This is a genomic window from Helicobacter sp. 13S00482-2 (genome assembly GCF_002272795.1).
Classification (GTDB): Bacteria; Campylobacterota; Campylobacteria; order Campylobacterales; family Helicobacteraceae; genus Helicobacter_J.
Map to the genome: position 1 here is coordinate 170,046 of NZ_MLAT01000001.1, position 18,574 is coordinate 188,619.

Annotated in this window: 13 protein-coding genes; 4 read left to right on the plus strand and 9 right to left on the minus strand. The window is 34.2% G+C overall.

From position 1 onward, the window contains the following. Nucleotides 1-43: 43 nt before the first annotated feature. From BKH42_RS00790 to rmuC, 3 genes are all read left to right on the plus strand, one after another. Nucleotides 44-1,207, plus strand: a complete 1,164-nt coding sequence (locus BKH42_RS00790) for an MFS transporter (RefSeq protein WP_257874210.1) — start codon at nucleotides 44-46, stop codon at nucleotides 1,205-1,207. Nucleotides 1,208-1,317: 110 nt separating this feature from the next. Continuing rightward, on the plus strand, nucleotides 1,318-1,656 hold the full coding sequence (locus BKH42_RS00795; RefSeq protein WP_095293789.1) for a hypothetical protein: 339 nt from the start codon (nucleotides 1,318-1,320) through the stop codon (nucleotides 1,654-1,656). 58 nt (nucleotides 1,657-1,714) lie between these two features. Continuing rightward, a complete protein-coding gene (gene rmuC / locus BKH42_RS00800) occupies nucleotides 1,715-3,028 on the plus strand; it encodes a DNA recombination protein RmuC (protein WP_095293791.1) in 1,314 nt (437 codons plus the stop codon). On the opposite strand, the gene BKH42_RS00805 is transcribed toward rmuC, so the two are convergent. The 6 genes from BKH42_RS00805 to fliW form a co-directional block, all read right to left on the minus strand. Continuing rightward, complete coding sequence (locus BKH42_RS00805; protein WP_095293793.1) at nucleotides 3,025-3,921, minus strand: outer membrane beta-barrel protein; 897 nt, start codon at nucleotides 3,919-3,921, stop codon at nucleotides 3,025-3,027. The genes rmuC and BKH42_RS00805 overlap by 4 nt on opposite strands. Nucleotides 3,922-3,935: 14 nt before the next feature. Then, nucleotides 3,936-4,916 (minus strand): tRNA-dihydrouridine synthase, encoded by a 981-nt coding sequence (locus BKH42_RS00810; RefSeq protein WP_180673874.1) that lies wholly within the window; start codon nucleotides 4,914-4,916, stop codon nucleotides 3,936-3,938. Nucleotides 4,917-5,000: 84 nt separating this feature from the next. After that, nucleotides 5,001-6,290 carry an McrC family protein gene (locus BKH42_RS00815; RefSeq protein ID WP_095293795.1) on the minus strand — a complete coding sequence of 430 codons (1,290 nt, stop codon included), beginning with the start codon at nucleotides 6,288-6,290 and terminating at the stop codon, nucleotides 5,001-5,003. Continuing rightward, complete coding sequence (locus BKH42_RS00820) at nucleotides 6,274-8,004, minus strand: AAA family ATPase (RefSeq protein ID WP_257874211.1); 1,731 nt, start codon at nucleotides 8,002-8,004, stop codon at nucleotides 6,274-6,276. Before BKH42_RS00820 ends, BKH42_RS00815 begins: the two co-directional genes overlap by 17 nt. A 62-nt stretch (nucleotides 8,005-8,066) precedes the next feature. Next, entirely contained in the window at nucleotides 8,067-9,140 is a 1,074-nt protein-coding gene (gene murG / locus BKH42_RS00825) for an undecaprenyldiphospho-muramoylpentapeptide beta-N-acetylglucosaminyltransferase (RefSeq protein ID WP_095293797.1), read from the minus strand. A gap of 54 nt (nucleotides 9,141-9,194) precedes the next feature. Beyond that, nucleotides 9,195-9,590 carry a flagellar assembly protein FliW gene (gene fliW / locus BKH42_RS00830; RefSeq protein WP_095294000.1) on the minus strand — a complete coding sequence of 132 codons (396 nt, stop codon included), beginning with the start codon at nucleotides 9,588-9,590 and terminating at the stop codon, nucleotides 9,195-9,197. Between the two features lie 75 nt (nucleotides 9,591-9,665). Here fliW and BKH42_RS00835 point away from each other — a divergent pair, with 75 nt between their 5' ends. Next, entirely contained in the window at nucleotides 9,666-12,338 is a 2,673-nt protein-coding gene (locus tag BKH42_RS00835; protein ID WP_095293799.1) for a valine--tRNA ligase, read from the plus strand. 143 nt (nucleotides 12,339-12,481) lie between these two features. Here the strand turns inward: BKH42_RS00835 and BKH42_RS00840 are convergent, their stop codons facing one another. Genes BKH42_RS00840 through BKH42_RS00850 form a run of 3 tightly spaced genes read right to left on the minus strand, consistent with a single transcriptional unit; the run spans nucleotide 12,482 to nucleotide 18,422 of the window. Continuing rightward, nucleotides 12,482-13,366: a DMT family transporter gene (locus BKH42_RS00840; RefSeq protein ID WP_257874212.1), complete on the minus strand. Its 885-nt coding sequence runs from the start codon at nucleotides 13,364-13,366 to the stop codon at nucleotides 12,482-12,484. A gap of 40 nt (nucleotides 13,367-13,406) precedes the next feature. Beyond that, nucleotides 13,407-14,888 carry a sodium/proline symporter PutP gene (gene putP, locus BKH42_RS00845; protein WP_095293801.1) on the minus strand — a complete coding sequence of 494 codons (1,482 nt, stop codon included), beginning with the start codon at nucleotides 14,886-14,888 and terminating at the stop codon, nucleotides 13,407-13,409. 18 nt (nucleotides 14,889-14,906) lie between these two features. Next, on the minus strand, nucleotides 14,907-18,422 hold the full coding sequence (locus BKH42_RS00850) for a proline dehydrogenase family protein (protein ID WP_095293802.1): 3,516 nt from the start codon (nucleotides 18,420-18,422) through the stop codon (nucleotides 14,907-14,909). Nucleotides 18,423-18,574 lie beyond the last annotated feature (152 nt).

Here is an 18,574-nt window from a genome sequence, read left to right on the forward strand (position 1 = left end):
AAGATAGAATTCAGAAACTCAAAATCATCCTCAGGCAAAAATAATGAAATTTGATTCTTCCAATAAAGCTATTTTGGCTTTGGCTTTAAGTTCTTTTTGTATGGGGGTCACAGAATTTATTGTAGCAGGAATACTCCCTGATATTGCTAACTATTTTAATATCACTCAACCCAAAGCAGGATGGCTTGTTACTCTTTATGCACTAGGGGTTGTGATCGGTGCACCCTTGCTCACAATTCCGCTAAGTTCCATGAATCAAAAAAATCAGCTCCTTATCAATTTAGGAATCTTTGCTGTTGCTAACCTCATCATTGCAATCAGTGATAGTTTTTATGTGAGCTTGTTTGCTAGACTCATTGCAGGATTGATGCACGGTGTATTTTTTGTTATCGCTACTATTACTGCGGTAAAAGTTGCAAAAGAAGGCAAACAAAGCCAAGCCATCGCAGTGATGGTTTCAGGGCTTACAATTGCTTTAGTGACTGGTGTTCCTTTGGGAACCTCTGTGGGTCAAGCCTTTGGATTCAAAGCTGTATTTTTACTGATTTTTATCCTCACTAGTATTGCTTTTATGGCAGTTTTAATGATTATGCCTCATCATCTTCAAAGCTCAAAAACTAGTATAAAAAATCTTTATTTAGCACTTAAAGTCCCTCCCTTAATCAAATGTTATGTGATTACTATTTGCACTTGTGGGGCTGGATTTGTGCTCTACACCTACATAGCCGACCTACTGTTAAATGTGAGTGGTTTTGAAAAAAAGGCTATCAGTATTGTTTTGCTTTTATATGGAATCTGTGCGGTCATAGGAAACTTAGCAGGGGGAAAACTAACTGATCTTAAAGGCTCAATAATGGCCTTACGAATCATTTTGTTTGGACAAGTGATTGTGTATTCTCTTGTGAGTTTAAGTGCATACTCCCAAACACTAGCTATCATCAATCTATGCCTGATGGGCTTTTTTGCATTTGCTGGAATATCCCCTTTAAAAACTCTTGCGATGATTAGTGCAGAAAAATACACTCCCAATTTTATCAATAGCTCTGTAAGCTTAAATGAAGGTGCCTTTAATGTTGGAATTGCTCTTGCCTCATTTATCGGAGGAATTATTTTTGCTCATCTAGGAATCATACTCAATCCATTATTTGCGGGTCTTTTTGCTCTCCCTGCACTGCTTATCACACTCAAAAGCTCACGCATTATCTGAAAACTCACGCATTGAAAATATCCTCAAATATTTCTTCAAATGAGTATTTTTAAATAAATTTTAAACAATAAAAAATTAAAATAAGTATAAAAATACATTAGAGGAAGTAAATGAAAAAAATAGAAACTTTATTTGTATTTCAAAATGGAACAAAGTATAAAACAACCCAAAGTAGAACAAGCATCTATCGGGTACAAAATAAGATCTTTTTACGTGATTATCCTGAAAATGATGAGAATCCTGTGGATATTACTACGCTTGAATCCATTTTATGCTATAGCGGTAAAAACGAAAAAACTACAAAGATGGTTATGCAGAGACTTTTGGATAAAATGAAAAGTTATGATGAGGCACAAGAACAAAAAAAGTCTCTCAAAACTAGAGTGTTTGATTTTATTGAATTTGAAAAAAACTTATCACTTGAACCTAAAAAGAAACGCAAGAAATAGCGACAATCAAGCTCACTTGTTTTATAATCTCAAGAATGGAAATCTATAAGGAAGTGTGATGTTTGCATTTTTTATCATTTTAACTCTGGTTTTAACTCTAGCTCTAATAGCTTTAGGGGTTTATCATATTCGGTCTCTAAAACCTTCGCCAAATATTAATGAACTCAAAATAAAAATTCAAGAACTCACCACAGAGCTGAGCTTACAAAAAACATACTATGAAAAAAATCTGATAAATGAGCAGGAAAAACTACAAAATACCATAATGAATCTCAATCATCAAAGCGATGCACAAAAACAATACTACGAAAAACGTTTGCTTGATGAAGAAGAGAAAATAGTTTCTTTAAAATCAGATCTCAACAATATGGAAAGAATCAAAAAAGAACTCAAATTAGAATTTGAAAATCTAACTCAAAAAGTTTTGGACAATAAAACTCAAGATTTTAATAACTCTCAAAGCAAAACGCTAGAACCATTACAAAAAGATATCAAAGATTTCAAGGAGGCTTTTGAAACACTCAAAACTGAGCAAACCAAAGAAAGAACAAGCCTTTTAACAGAAATCAAGCTCCTCAAAGATATGAATGAAACCATCTCTAAAGAAGCTTCTAATCTCACCAAAGCACTCAAAGGGGAGAGCAAGACTAGAGGAAATTGGGGAGAAATGATTTTAGAATCTTTACTAGAAAAAAATGGTTTTATACAGGGTATTCATTATTACAAACAAGCCCAATTTAAAGATGAAGATTCAGGCAAACATTACCAACCTGACATTATCATAAATCTCCCAGATGATAGGATCATCATCGTAGATGCTAAACTTAATTTGATAGCATATGATAGGTTGATTGCCTCAGAAACAAAGGAAGATATTGCAACGCACACAAAAAACCTTTTAGCCAATATCTACACTCATTTTAATGAGCTCGGGAATAAAAAATACCATCTTTTGACGCAAGGAAAAAGTCCTGATTTTACGATTATGTTCATACCCATTGAAGGTGCTTTCATAGAAGCAATGAGAGCTGATCCTGATTTGTTTAATAAAGCTTACAATCTCAGAGTTGTGATCACTTCTCCAAGCACTTTAATGTCTATATTGATGACAATTAACAATCTATGGAAAAATGAACAAATCGATAAAAACTATCATAATATTATTTCTAAGCTTGATTTACTCAAAGATAAAATGATGACCTTTTGCAAATATATGAATGACATTGGGAAGGGGATTGAGACACTTCAAAACAGATACGAAGTAGCCAATAAAACCTTACAGATAGGCAAAGCAAACATAATGGATAGGATCAAAACAATTCAAAATACAAATCAATCTATTGAATACGATGCCAAAGAAAATGAAGATTAAAACAAATAAATATAACTAACACGCCACTCATTGCCTTTAGAGATGTCAAAATTTTGCCTTAGAAGTTGCTGTTTCCAAGGATCAGGATCCCCATATTTATACCAGTTTTGAGAATTCAGTGAATAATAAGGGATTTTTACCCCTATATTGATACGATTGTGCCTACCAAGATAAATAGAACCTCCCAGATTAGCGAAAAAACCACTTCCAGAGGCAAAAAAAGACCTGCCATTCACTCCTGCTTCTAGATTATCCCAAGAGCTACTTTTTAAAGTCGCATACTCTACTCCACCTCCAGCATAAACACCAACCTTAAAAAATGGCATTTTTTTCCAAAACAATTGCACTAAAGAATCAATAGGAAGATTCACAAAAAAATCAAGATTGAGAGCATAGCTAATCCAAATTCCATTGTCAAATAACTCCACTTGAGGATCAGAAACATTTTTCATATTAACCTTTCCAGTAACCATCGTAGTAGGTGGAGGGTATACCGGAGGGCAATTGGTGCAAGTAACAAAAGAAGTATCCCGTGCAGGGGTGTCTTTTATGCTAGATTTCTCTAGGGAACCTAATGAAACATTAGCATACTCAATGCTTCCATAAAAACGCAAACCAACAATCTTGAATTTATCAAAAAAAGTCTCATCTCCTAACACTGCATAAAGGGTATTTCCCTGATACCCAAAATAAGATCCGCTTGTTTTATTCCCTATACACAACCCATCAGGACAGGTGCTATTATCTTTTGTGGTTTGTTGCCAAAAATCTGTCTGATAAGATGTTTTGTTTCCCATAAAACTTCCAAGTCCTACTCCAAAACCCGTGAAGAGATTATTCTCTATTGAAAAAAGAGGTAAGAATAAAAAGAATGGGAGCAAATACTTTAACACTTCAGTTTTCCTTTTCACACGCTTTTCTTATTTAGCTCTACGATGACAGGTAAATCACCTCTAATGATACTCATATCAAAAAACTCACTAATCCCTTCACGCATCTGCACTGAAGAAGTCATTGAATTAACCCTAGTGCGAAATTCACTTGCCTCTGTATGTCCTTTAGCATAAGCGTGAAGATTCTTACGAAACATCACCACACCTCTTTCTCCATAGAAATCAACCATCCTATCAAAATGTTCAAGCACAAGTTCTTTTTTTATCACAGGCGGAAGCTCATCAGTGTTATTTTTGATCTGCCAAAATATCCACGGAGAACTCAATGCCGCACGGCCTATCATCAGGCCATTCGCCCCTGTAATATTTAAAACCTCTTTTGCTTTTTGTAAGCTATTGATCTCGCCATTGGCTATCACGGGGACTTTTAGGATTTTCTTCATCTGAGCAATACTATCATAATCTATCTTTTCTTTTTTATATCCATCACTACGAGTTCTGCCGTGAACAACTACAAAATCTACTGGTGCATCTCTTAAGGCCATCGCTATCTCTAATGGGATTTTTTTATCAAATCCAAGTCTGACTTTCACACTCGTGTAGGGTTTATTTGTGGTTTCTCTGATGAGAGTAAGCATCTTCACTAAATGAGGAAGTTCTTTTAAAAGACCACTTCCATTACCGTGATTAGCCACCTTCGGAGCAGGACAGCCACAATTAAAATCTATAATGTCAATTCCTTGAACTTCATTTAAGATCTCCACAGCTCTTTTAAGAATTTCTTCTTTTGAACCTGCTATTTGAACGCAATAAGGACTCTCCAAAGGGGATTTCTCAATCATTTTCTTTGTTTTTGCACTAGAGTATGCTAGAGCGTGAGAGCTTATCATCTCACTCACTGTAATGTCCACACCAAATTTTTTCACCACAGACCGAAAGGGAAGGTCGGTATAACCTGCTAAAGGTGCCAACATCAATAAATTTTGAAAATCTATCTTCACTATCACTGCCTTGCTATGATTATGGGTAAGATTATATCACATTTGATTCATATAGCAAATCTATTGAATATTGAAGTTTTATTGCTTTGTTTCATCGGTTTTTTGAAACTTTTCAAAAATTTTTTTGATTTCAGCCTCTATCTTTAGAGTCAAATCAACAAAAGCAACCTCCAAAGAAACATTTCCTGGATTGTTTGGCTTGAAAACAAAACTTGTTTTTCCTTGAAAGTCCCCTATCTTAGGATATAACAAAATCGTTTTTTCACTCTTATATTTGCTCACATATGCCCACATTTGATAAATATCAGATACTGCGATATCTTTTTGTGATTCTATCTTTTTCCATTTAGTATCCAAGATGATAGTTTCATTATCTTTTGTTGCCACAATATCTGGACGCAAGGCACAAAAATCATTTTGCAACAAATATTTTCCACGATCTTGAGCACTAATATCCCAGTCTTGGCGATGGGATTTTAGATGATGAGCAACATAGGATTCAAAAAGATAGTTCATATCAAACAAAAGTGCTATAGCTACAGTATTCCCGCCATAGGGAGCAAAATTTTGTTTTCTTAAAAATACCTTACACCAAAGTAAAACAATCTTATAATACTTGAGTGATCTGTCATTATGACAAGAGTTAAAATCTTTGTCAATATTTTCACTAGTAGGTATATCATTAAAGACAAAATAGCATTCTCGCAAAAGACTTTGAGTTTTCGCACCTAGTGAGATTTTTGAAAATAACTCTAAGGTGCTTTTTATCAAACGATTTTGAGGAATATTTGGGGAGTATTCATCACTGCTAGTATAAAATCTCTCTTGATGAGTAAGATTATGCTTGATGTGCTGTGAGAACAAAAGTTTGCCTTTGAGATAAAAACGATTTTTCTGCATGGATTGATAGTTTGATTTGATACCTTTTTTGATAAGAATGATGAGTTCATTTAAAAACATCTGGATAAAGATTTCCAAAAGCGGGGTTTTTGAGGTGTTAAGATTTGAAAAATTAGAGGCTTTGGCAGGAAAGTTTCTAAGTGTTTTGAGCATCTCAACAAGCAGCGTTTTTGTGCTTTCACCCTGTTTTGCTAATGAATCCTTATCATTAATTTTTGGCAAAATCTCTAGGCAAAAACCGCTTTTGGTCTGGATAAGCCCAACATAATTTCTAGCTTTAAGGGCTTTCCCTGCTTTTATGATAGTTATAAATGCATGGTTATGTTCCTCAGAGGCAAATTTTTTAAGCTCATCAAAAATCTTTTCTGCTTTTGTTTTATCATCAACGATATTTTGTATATCATTTGATGAAATACTCTGCCATTCAATGATTTGCAGAGTATTTTTTGGGTTATTGTGATTGCTCATCTTTATTGGTTTCTTTATTTGCTGCTTGATTTAAAATTGTGCTATAGGTTGATGATTCATCCCAAATTTTCTCTTTAAAACTAGCGATTTTATAGCTCTCTTTATCTTCTAAATCCAAATTCTTAATGATCTCTGTATTTAAAAAAATATTTCTAGGCTCAATTTTCTTTTTTTCTATCATTTCATTGCCATTTAAAACCGCATTTATTTTCGCATAATCTTCATAAAAATACTCCTGTAATAAAGGAATAATTTTGTTTTGAAATACTTTTTTGAGATCGGTTAAAGTCTCTATATCCATAAAAAATGCATGGCCGATCGTGTGCTCTCTATCGTATAGAAATTCAATGCGTTCATTCATAGCTTCAAGCATTTCTTGTAAATTGACTTCTTCAATATCTTTATCTTTTAATAGTTCAGGCTTAGGAATCATTTCTATAAAATCAAACCTTCTGCGAAGGGCTGTATCCATAAGGGCAATACTCCTATCAGCAGTGTTCATCGTGCCGATAATATATAGATTCTTAGGTACTCCAAAAGACTCTCCACTATAAGGCAGAGTCAAGCTCAGCTCTTCATCATTTCCAATACGTTTGCTAGGCTCTATCAATGTGATGAGCTCACCAAAAATCTTAGAAATATTTCCACGATTGATTTCATCAATGATGAGAATATAAGGTTTTGTAGAATTTTTTTTAGCCTCCATGCAGATTCTTTTAAAAACTCCATCTACAACTTGGTAATTTATTCCCTGCTTGATTTCATTATTACCACTATATTCGTCAATAACAGGCTTGATACCTTCTATAAATTCCTCATAGCCATAGCTTTGATGGAAGGTTATAAATTTTATTTGGCCTTGTTTCGCAAGATGATCAAAAAGAATTTTTTTATTCTTTCGATCATTATCTGAAATAGCTATCTCTAAGCTCTCTAGCTCAATCTTGATCTTTTTATCATCGTAATTTAAAATTTCAAATGCCTTATCAATAGTTTGATAAGTTTTACCTGTTCCTGGAGGTCCATATAAAATTTGATTAAGAGGTATGCTTTCTAATTTTTTCTCATTGGATTGCACATCATCATTTGATGAACTTTCAGCTTTGGAATCTTCCCCGTATTTGTTCCATAATTCCCAAGAAAAAATATCTAAACTTCGTGGTTTCTTTTTAATAATTTCTTCATACATTTGACTCATCGTCATTTTATCTGAATCTTTTTTGCACTCTTGTTTGACAATTTTTCTGAGTACTTCTTCTTTATAAATAGGAATGATTTTTGGATTGTCCATGTCTTGATAACAAAAAGCTATCTTCCATTTATATATATCTCCCCCACAATCAATGCTATCAATATCGCTTATTTTATCATTCTTCACACATTCAATGATTTTTAAAATTTGACTCTTGATGTTTTCAAATGCATCTTCTTTTGTATCCCCATATCTTTTATACCAAGCATACCCATCTTCATCACAAATCAAAGGATCTTTTTTTTGCCTATTATTAACCTTATTGTAAATCCCATATCTAATGCAATCTACTACTCTTATCCTTCCTAAAAAATCAAGTCCATGTTCTATCCAGTAGGCAAAACAACTATCTTTGCCTCCAGATGTGTGATACTCTTGTAAAGTCATATTTTTGACTTTATCTTCATTCCATTTTTCTTGAAACTGTTTCCACAATTTTCTGTTTTCAGCACTCAACATCATTTACAACTCCAATTTTTTATCTCTATCATACTTTTTTATGGTAATTCAATGCATCCGCAAGGCTATTTGATGCACTCACTTTCCTCTATCACTTTTTTTGCTATCTGTGTTGCCCCGCCTTGAGTTATTTTGCTCTTCAATCTAGCACTAATATCTTTAATCTTAATAATGCCATTTTCATCTACTTCTTGAAGTTCTTCTAAAAATTCAAACAATACCTCTGGAGAGAGTTCATTTTGACGCACAAGTTTTCCTAATCCATCGTTTGTAAATTCTAAGGCATTATAATACTGATGATCTCCCGCTGCATATGGATAAGGGATGTATAACGCAGGAAGTCCATTTGCTGCTAGTTCCCATACGCTACTAGCTCCTGCTCTACTTACGCACACATCAGCTTGAGCTATTTTATCAACAAGTGTTTTATCAAAATCAAAAAGTTCTATAGAATCTAAAATTCCTAATGTCTCATAAAGATCTTTAATACGTTCAAAATCCCCTTTACCACATTGATGAATGATTTTTACTCCTTGTGCTAAAAGATTTTTTGCTACCAAAATAACAAAATCATTCAGTGCCCTAGCCCCTTGGGAACCACCTAAAAAAATCACACAATTGATTTCTTTTCTCACTCTGCCTTTAGCAAAAAATTCATTTCTGAGTGGATAAGAAGTCTTAATATAATTATTTTCTGTATGAGAAAAACTCCCAAATGTGGCTTTTGCAAAATTACAGAGGTATTTGTTTAAGGCACCTTTGATAGCATTTTGTTCGTGGATAAAAAGTGGAATCTTGCTCCCTATACTCGCTAGAGCTGCTGGACCTGCGGAAAATCCACCCACACTAAGGACAGCATTAATTTTATGAAGTTTAAATATCTTTTTTGCTTTGATGATGGAAATAAACTGTTTATACAATGAAACAATCAGGCCAAAGCCTTTTTTATTGACCACACCAGTAGTGTCAAAAAAATAGCACCTTTCAAACAGAGGGCTTCCTTCAAACCAGTCTCTGTCTTGTCCAGCGTTAGAGCCAATATAAATAACGCTATGACCTAAAGAGTTAAATTCCTCTCCCAACGCTTTAGCAATCGCTAAATGACCACCTGTTCCACCACCTGTAATAACGATATTCATAGCAAGACCTTATAAGTTTGCTTGAATTCTATCTAGGGGTTGGTTTGTAAATGCTTAAGCACCCACTTCTTCAATAGCAAAAGATTTAAGTGTATCTCTGAATCCAAAATCTGGATAATCCATAATTGAAAGTGCTATCTGTGCAGCTGTAGAATTACTAGGATTGAATATCAAAGGAGCTAGAAAATTTACCATTGAATCAGAAAGTTCTTTTTGCAGAACAACCACGCAATAAACCTCTACTTTAGAATCTTTATCAAGTTCTAAAAGCAATTCCACATACTTAGGAATACTAAAAGAATATTCTCTGAGCATGTAAGGATTCACCAACGCCATATTAAAAGAACCATCAAGACTGCTGATTTTGCTAAACATATCATCAATCTTTTCAAATTCAACCTGTGCAATATTTTCAAAACCTAAAATCGGTGCCTTTAAATCATAAAGCATATTTTCTCCTGTAATTGATTGGCTTTTTTGTATAATTAAAAAAGCAAAACCTATACCATATTTCAAGGAATCCTGATGAATACCGCCTCAGAAAGTAAATCCTATCAACCTAGTGATATAGAATCTAAATTTTATAAAATATGCAAACAGCGAGGATATTTTGAAATCAATGGAAATAAAAATATTCAAAAAGAAGGTAAAAAATTCGCCATAATGATGCCACCTCCAAATGTAACTGGAGTATTGCATATAGGACACGCACTAACCCTAACACTCCAAGATATCATCACGCGATATAAGCGAATGGATGGCTATAAAACGCTCTATCAACCTGGTTTAGATCACGCAGGTATTGCAACTCAAAACATCGTAGAAAAACAACTCCTAACTCAAGGAATAAAAAAAGAAGAGCTCGGTAGGGAGATGTTTATTGAAAAAGTATGGGAATGGAAAGAAAAAAGTGGGGGAGAGATATTTTCACAAATGGAACATCTTGGTATCACTCCTGCGTGGTCTAGATCAAGATTTACAATGGATGAAGGACTCAGAAATGCGGTGAAAAAAGCTTTTGTAAAGTGGTATGAAAAAGGACTTATCATTCAAGACAACTATATGGTGAATTGGTGCACACACGATGGAGCATTATCTGATATAGAAGTGGAATACGAAGAAAATAACGGCAAACTCTACCATCTAAAATACCCCATAAAAGACTCTAATGAATATCTTATAGTTGCCACTACCCGCCCAGAAACTTATTTTGGAGATAGCGGGGTAATGGTGCATCCTGAAGATGAACGCTACAAACACCTTGTAGGGAAAAAGGTTCTCCTCCCTATAAGCAAAAGGGAAATCCCTATCATCGCTGATGAATATGTGGATATGAGTTTTGGTACAGGTTGTGTGAAAGTTACCCCAGCTCATGATATTAACGACTACGAAGTGGGTAAAAGACATCATTTAGAGTTTATTACCGTATTTGATAAAAACGGATTTTTAAATGAAAATGCTGAAGAATTTCAAGGACTTGAAAGATTGCAGGCACGAGATAAAATCATAGACAAACTAACCAAAGAAGGTTATGTAGAAAAAATCGAAGAATATACCAATCAAGTGGGTAAATGTTATCGCTGTGGCAATACAATAGAACCCTATATCTCAAAACAATGGTTTGTAAAAGCAGAAGTCGCCAAAGGAGCCATAGAAAAAGTCAATAACAATTTTGCTTCATTTTATCCCCCTGGATGGAAAAATAATTACAACGCTTGGATGAGAGACTTAAAAGATTGGTGCATTTCTAGACAACTTTGGTGGGGACACAGAATTCCTGTTTGGACTTGCGAATGCTCCCATACATTTGCCTCTGAATCAGACTTTGTGCATTCTTGCCCAAAATGTTCTAGCAAAAATATCCTTCAAGATCCTGATGTTCTAGACACTTGGTTTAGTTCTGGATTATGGGCTTTTAGCACACTTGGATGGGGAAATGAGAATTGGGAAGAAGGTGAAAAATGGAACAAAGAAGATTTGAATGAATTTTACCCCAACTCTGTATTGATCACTGGCTTTGATATTTTATTTTTTTGGGTAGCTAGAATGCTTTTAAGTGGTGAATCCTTGCTTGGGGATCTTCCCTTTAAAGATATCTATCTACACGCCTTAGTACGTGATGAAAATGGACACAAGATGAGTAAATCTAAAGGCAATGTCATAGATCCTTTAGAAATAATTGAAAAATATGGAGCAGATTCAGTTCGTTTCACTCTAGCAATGCTATGTGTTCAAGGCAGAGATATCAAACTCTCAAATTCTAGTTTAGAAATATCCAAAAATTTTGCTAATAAACTCTTTAACGCTGTGAATTTTTTGATGATGTATTTAGAACAATTAGGAGGCACACACGCTTTAGAAAAAGGTTTTCAAACCAAAGAAAAGCTTGAGGATTTTAAAACACCATTAGGAAAATATGCCAAATCAAGACTGAATCTTGCAATCAAAGAAGTTCGATTAGCACTTAATTCTTATCGTTTCAATGATGGGGCAAATATTTTGTATCGATTTTTATGGGGAGAGTTTTGCGACTGGTTTATAGAATTATCTAAGGCAGATAAACCTTCAATTTATGAACTTGGGAGTGTCCTAAAAGAATCTTTAAAACTTTTACACCCTTATATGCCTTTTATAACTGAGGATTTATGGCATAAACTCAATGCTAGCTCACTAGAGAACTCCTCATCAATTATGATAGCTTCCTATCCTAATGAGATAATACAGGATGAAAACACAGAAAATGAATTTAAAATCATTCAAGATGTTATTATTTCTATCAGAAGGGCAAAAATGACTCTAGATATAGGGAACAAATCCATTGCGAAAGCTTATGTACAACTCAACGAGAATAAAAAAATAAAAAATCAAGATTTATTTATAAAGTTCATCACTAAACTAGCAAAAGTTGAGAAAGTTCATATCGTGGGCAATAAGCCAGAGAAAACAGTGAGCGATGTGAGTGAGTGCTGTAAAACCTATTTGAGCTTAGAAGGTATTGATATAAGTCCTATTTTAAAACGGCTTGAAGCACAAAAAGAAAAACTAGAAAAAGAAATCTCTAAACTAAAAGCAATGCTAAATAATGAAAAATTTCTCCAAAATGCCCCTGCTGAAGTTTTAGCTACAAATAAAGCAAATCTAAAAGAATGTGAAGAAAAATTTTCTAAAGTTTTAGATGAACTCAAAACCTTTGCTTAGATGAGATCCTTAAAAATAACATTTGGATTTTAAGAGTTTATAAAATTTCTAAAATTTTATCTTGCTCTTTAAAACTCCAAAAATCCTCTTAAATCTAAATAGAGAACCTATTTAGATATTGAAATGAGTTTATAGTATATATGCTAGGATGATTTTTTGTAGCTTTTCTTCCTTCTTGGAAGATAAAAATTAATCAAATAAATCGCCACCAAAGCAATAAAACCTCCAATAACCGTATGTAACTTGGGTATTTCTCCTAAAAATATCCAAGCAAATAGCAAAGCTCCAAGCGGAACAAGTAAAACAAAAATACCCCCCTGTGTAACACCTAAAACCCTAATACCCTTATAAAAAATTGTCGTAGCAAAAGTAGTAGAAAGTATCGTTACGCTAAACATACAGAGCCAAAATTTATAATCCACGTTTGCTAAAGGTTGAACATCTACAAAAAACAAAGAGGGTAAAAAAATTACAAATGGCAATATTGAACTATAAAAATTAATAATGATAGGGTGGGAATCCTCAGTAGCATATCTTGAACTTATCGTTAGTAACGCCCACATCAATGCTGCAAATACGTAAATTATGTTAAAAGGAGATATCAAAGAATCATAGTTGGTAATATCAACTAAAAACCCTCCTGAAACAATCCCCAAAACAAGTCCTATTTTTTCATTTCTCAAAAGTGATGTTTTCTTGAGAATACTCCAAATAAAAGTAGCAAATATCGGAGATAAAACCTCCGCAATAACCCCCGCACTCCCAGCTTCTCCATAATTAAGCCCACTCAAAAGTAAATAGTTATAAATCGTATTAAAAATCCCTATCAAAAGAGTAGGCAAAACAGCACTTCTAGGAATTAAAAAAGGAATCTTGAGATAAAACACAAAAGGCAAAAAACTCAAAGTGACAATGCCGCACTTGATAGAAACAATTTGAAAAGGATCCACCTGCTGATCAATCATCACTTTTGAAGCAGTCCAAGTGAGTCCCCATAGCATCATAGATAAAAACATCAATGCCCTCATTTGTGGAAACTCCTTTTGACCTACCTACAACAACCAATGATTATAGATTTTTTAACATTGTATCAAAAGCTTCTTTTGTTCCTGCTCTAACTGGTTGTAAAAGGCTAACTAGAATAATGGCAATACTTGCAAATAAAAATCCTGGAATGATTTCATAGAGTCCAAAGTATTGAATGAAAAAATTCTTATACACAACAACAACGACAGCTCCTACAGCCATTCCAGCAATCGCACCCATTCGAGTCATTCTAGACCAAAAAAGTGAAAAAACAATCACACTACCAAAACTTGCTCCAAATCCTGCCCAAGCATAAGAAACAATACTTAATACACTAGAGTCCTTATCGGTGGAAATAAAAAACGCTACACAAGCCACCAAAAGAACTGCGATACGCGAAACAGTCATCACAAGTTTAGGAGGAGCATCTTTATTGAATACTTTTTTATAAAAATCCTCTGCAATCGTGGATGAAGAAACCAAAAGTTGAGAACTTGCTGTACTCATAATAGCTGCCAAAATAGCACTGAGTAAAATTCCAGCAATCCAAGGATTAAAAAGCAATTGACTCATCACGATGAAAATTTTCTCAGGGTCACTCAAGGATAAATCAAATTTAACTACATAAGCAATACCTAAAAATCCTATCATACAAGCACCAATAAGACTAATGACCATCCATGATATGCCTACAAAAGTAGCTGTAGGTATATCTCTGGTAGATTTTATGGACATAAAACGCACTAAAATATGAGGTTGCCCAAAATATCCCAAACCCCAAGCAAGAGAAGAGATAACAGAAACCAGGCCTACCCCATTTCCAAAAGATAAAGCCTGTGGATTTATATCAGAAACCAAATAAACTGCCTCGCTCATACCACCTAAATGATAGAGCATCACACAAGGAACAATAATCAATGCCCCCATCATCAAAAGTCCTTGTATTAAATCTGTCCAACAAACCGCCTTATAACCACCAAAAAAAGTGTAAGCAACAATAATAACAGTGCCTACAACCAAAGCATAACTATAATCCAACCCAAATGTCGCTTCAAAAAGCTTCCCTCCACCAACCAATCCAGATGAGATATAAATAGTGAAAAATATCAAAATAACAAATGCAGAAATCAATCTCAAAATATGCTTGTCATCAGAAAATCTTGTTTCAAAATAATCTGGAATAGTTATTGAATTAGATATCACACTCGTATATACCCGCAATCTTTTAGCTATCAAAGCCCAATTGATAAACGCACCTACGCTAAGACCAATAGCAATATAGCTCTGCGAAAGCCCTCCCACATACAATGCACCTGGCAATCCCATCAAAAGCCATCCGCTCATATCTGATGCACCTGCAGAAAGAGCACTTACAAAAGGACCCATTGTCCGATTGCCTAAAAAGTAATCTTCTGTTGTCTCATTTTGTCTATAAAAATAAAACCCTATATAAAGCATCAACAAAGCATACACGAGGAAAGTCGTGATAATGGGAAAGCTTAAAACGACCGTTTCTTCAGTCATGATTATCCTTTGTTTTAATTATTTTTTTAAGGCTCTAGCACCTAAATTACCATATCTATGATAGGAAATGCTAACAGATTTTTCCAAGTGATAATAAAGCAACTCAAACCTACCATTTATGAGTGGTCTTGAAGACGCAATAATGATTGCATGAGCTGCGGAAGCTTTATAGATTGGATTTTCTCTATCTGGAGTTGCAAAATATCTCACTCTTCCAAATTCTGAGATTTTCTCTGCAAATTTTGTATCACTCTCATAACGAACTTGAACATCACAACCAAGCTTTGTGAGATTTTTTTCAATCATAACAAAATAAGGATTTGATTGTGCAGAATCAATGCTTAAAACAAGAGGAATCTTACAAATACTTGCTCCAATGACAACACCCATTATATCTTTAAGTGTATCAGTGTCGCTAATGCGATAACCAATAGATTTTACCTTTGTGTAAGAGAACAAGTTATCTTCACCACGAATATTGACATAATCTTTTTTGGTTTCAAATTCATGTTTATTGTGATAAGCATAACTCTTTGCCATATCAATAATAGTTTTGAGTTCCGCTGAATCAACACCGCTCAGGCCAAAAGATTCAATCTTGCTAACAATAGGAGTATCAAGCAAATTATTATCGCTATGTTTTTGAGTAATGTCCATAAATTGCGTGATATAGTTGAATATACCCACTTTTCGACCAAAACCAATCGCTGATTTTTTCACCCCACCAAATGGTTGTCTCAGAACGATTGCACCAGTAGTAGATTTATTAATATAGAGATTACCTGCTTCAATATTTTCAATCCATTCATCCCACTCACGTTCATCAAGCGATTCTAAAGCACTAGTAAGACCATAACCTGTGGAATTTACTATAGAAATGGCGTGTTTTAGATTTTTTGCACACATCACAGATAAAATAGGCACAAAAAGCTCTGTTTTATGGGTATAATCACCTTCTTTTGTTCCATATTTTATAGCAGGTCTCATTAGATATGGATTATTGTTCTCATAACTAGGTGCAATAGCCCACTCTTCATAACTTTCTTTTGTATCAATAGCTTTTTGTACTTTGTCATTGACCTTATCTGCTAAAGTTCCAATTTTATTTTTAAGAATAAAAGGATCTCCTACCGCCATACTCTTAGTCGCATCTATCAAAGTCTTTTTGAAATTCTCATCATTATAAACCTCTTCTTCTAGCACCAAAAGTGAAGTAGCTGAGCATTTTTGACCAGAATTACTAAAGGCTGAATGAATGATATTTTTGATAGCCTGATCTCTATCTGCCATCTTACTTACAATGGTTGCATTCTTTCCACCTGTTTCTGCAGAAAGCAAGAGTGCAGGATTAGCCTCTAGCATCTTATAGGCAGTATCTTCGCCTCCTGTTAATACAGAGAAACATACAGATTTATCTTTGAGTAGGTATTTACTAATATCTGATCCTTTTGCAGGAAGATAAATAAGTGCATCTCTTGGAATACCTGCATCCCAGAAACATTCACATAACATATATCCAGTCACGCTTGAAAGGCTAGAAGGTTTATAGATAACCCTATTCCCTGCCGCCAAAGGTGCTGCTATGGTTCCTATGGATATACCCACAGGGAAATTCCAAGGAGCAATAACCACACCTATTCCCTTAGGGGCAAAATGAGTATTTGGATTTTCTTCCTTTAAGATTCTAAGACTATGAGGATAAAACTCTAAAAAATCTATCGCTTCACTCACTTCAGGATCTGTTTCTGCATAAGTTTTTCCTACTTCTAATGCTGCTATACCAATAAGATCTCCTCTTCTCTCTCGTACTTTTTGAGCAACCTGTGAGATAATCTTATGAATGTCTTTATGATCCATTTTTGAAAATCCACTTTTATCCTCTTTTGCAACTTCTAGTGCTTTGTGAATAGCTTCCTCATCGGCAAGTGCGATGGTAGCAATTTTTTTATTTTGAATATGATCAAAAACTTCTGTTTTTTTCATACCAGGGTTTTGTATTTTTTCACCTGCGATGGGATAGATCTCTAGATGTGGTAAGTTTTGATATTTGGCCTTAATCTGTTGTGCCCAATCCCTATTGGCGGCCAAAATAAAGTCTGTATCACTTTCATTGGTGAATTCTTTATGATCATAGGTGCTTTTCCCACTTTGTGGAGCAAGACGATTTTGAGTCCTATGAGTAGAATTATCAAGCTTAGCCATGTTTTCTAACGAATCCAAAAATAACTGCTTTTGAGTTTCCCAATTTTTTGAACCCACTTTGAGATTGAAAAAATATCTCATAAAATTATCTTCACTTGTATTTTCATCAAGTCTTCTGACTAGATAAGCAATTGCATTATTAAAATGTTCATCATTGCAAACTGGTGCATAAAGAATCAATTTGTGCATTTTGCTGAGTTCATAAGAAGCCTGCAGACTCATTCCTTCAAGCATCTCAAATGTAAATGAGTCTTGAGCTCCCTTATCATAAACTCTTGTATAAGCATATGCAATTTCAAAAAGATTATGGGAAGCAATACCGATTCTTATGTACTTGTAGTTATCACCTTCAAGCACAAAATCCAACATCTTATTGTAGTTGGAGTCAGTATCCATTTTTCTTGAGAATGTCGGTAATTCCCAACCTTTTTGAGAAGCGATAGTCTCTTCTGATTCCATATTCGCACCTTTAACAAAACGAATTTTGATAGCAGGTTTGCCTGATTTTACCCTCTGTTTTGAAAAATCATGAAGTTTTTCTAAATACATTAAAGAATCTGGAATGTACGCTTGAAGAACGATTCCTGCTTCAATATCAAATTTTGAAACAGACTCCATAAAGGCACTCACTGTAAGTTCTAAATCTCTAAATTCCTCCATATCAAGATTGATAAATTTTTTCTTGCCGTGTTTTTTCTCAGATTCTTGAGCGATGCTATAAAGTTCATCAAGTCTTTTAACTACTTCAGATTTTGAGTATTCAAAATCAATAATATTGATTTGTGAGAAAATAGTAGTGATCTTAATGGAAATATATTCAATATGCTCAGATCTAAGCGCATCTTCATATTTGTGCATTCGATACAAAGCCTCTGCTTCGCCAAGCACCTCTTCACCGATGAGATTGACATTTAAAGTAATATTTTGACCTCTTCTTTTAATAATATGAGCATCAAGTTTAGATCTTTCTTCATCTAGCACCATCGCTTTTGTGTCATTTCGAATATAATTAACAAAGAAAGGAACACTCATATTCGGAGCTAATTTCCCCGCTGATAGAAATGCTATCAAGAGAAATTTTTCATACGCAGAGAAAAAATCTGCAATACCGTATTTTCCCAAAATATACTCAATCTCATTGAATCTTGCAGAGTTATCAAAACATCGAAAACTTCGATCAAGCAACTCTATGAGCATCACTTTATTTTTTGGATTTTCTAAAAGTTTCTGCATTTTCTTGTGAAATGATTTTTCTGTAGAAGAAATATGCTCAGTGATTTTTTGTTGTAATTCTTCGGCCAATTGAAGAGATTTAGAAACTAGCTGGTCCATTATGTCCATCCTTAATTTTTGTTATTTTGGTATATCACGATACGATATTTGATTTTCTCTTAAAAATTTGACAAAAATAATTTACAACTCTGCCATATTTATCTAAAAGTGTAGAAATGCTACATTTTTGCACAAACAAAAAAAAATATACT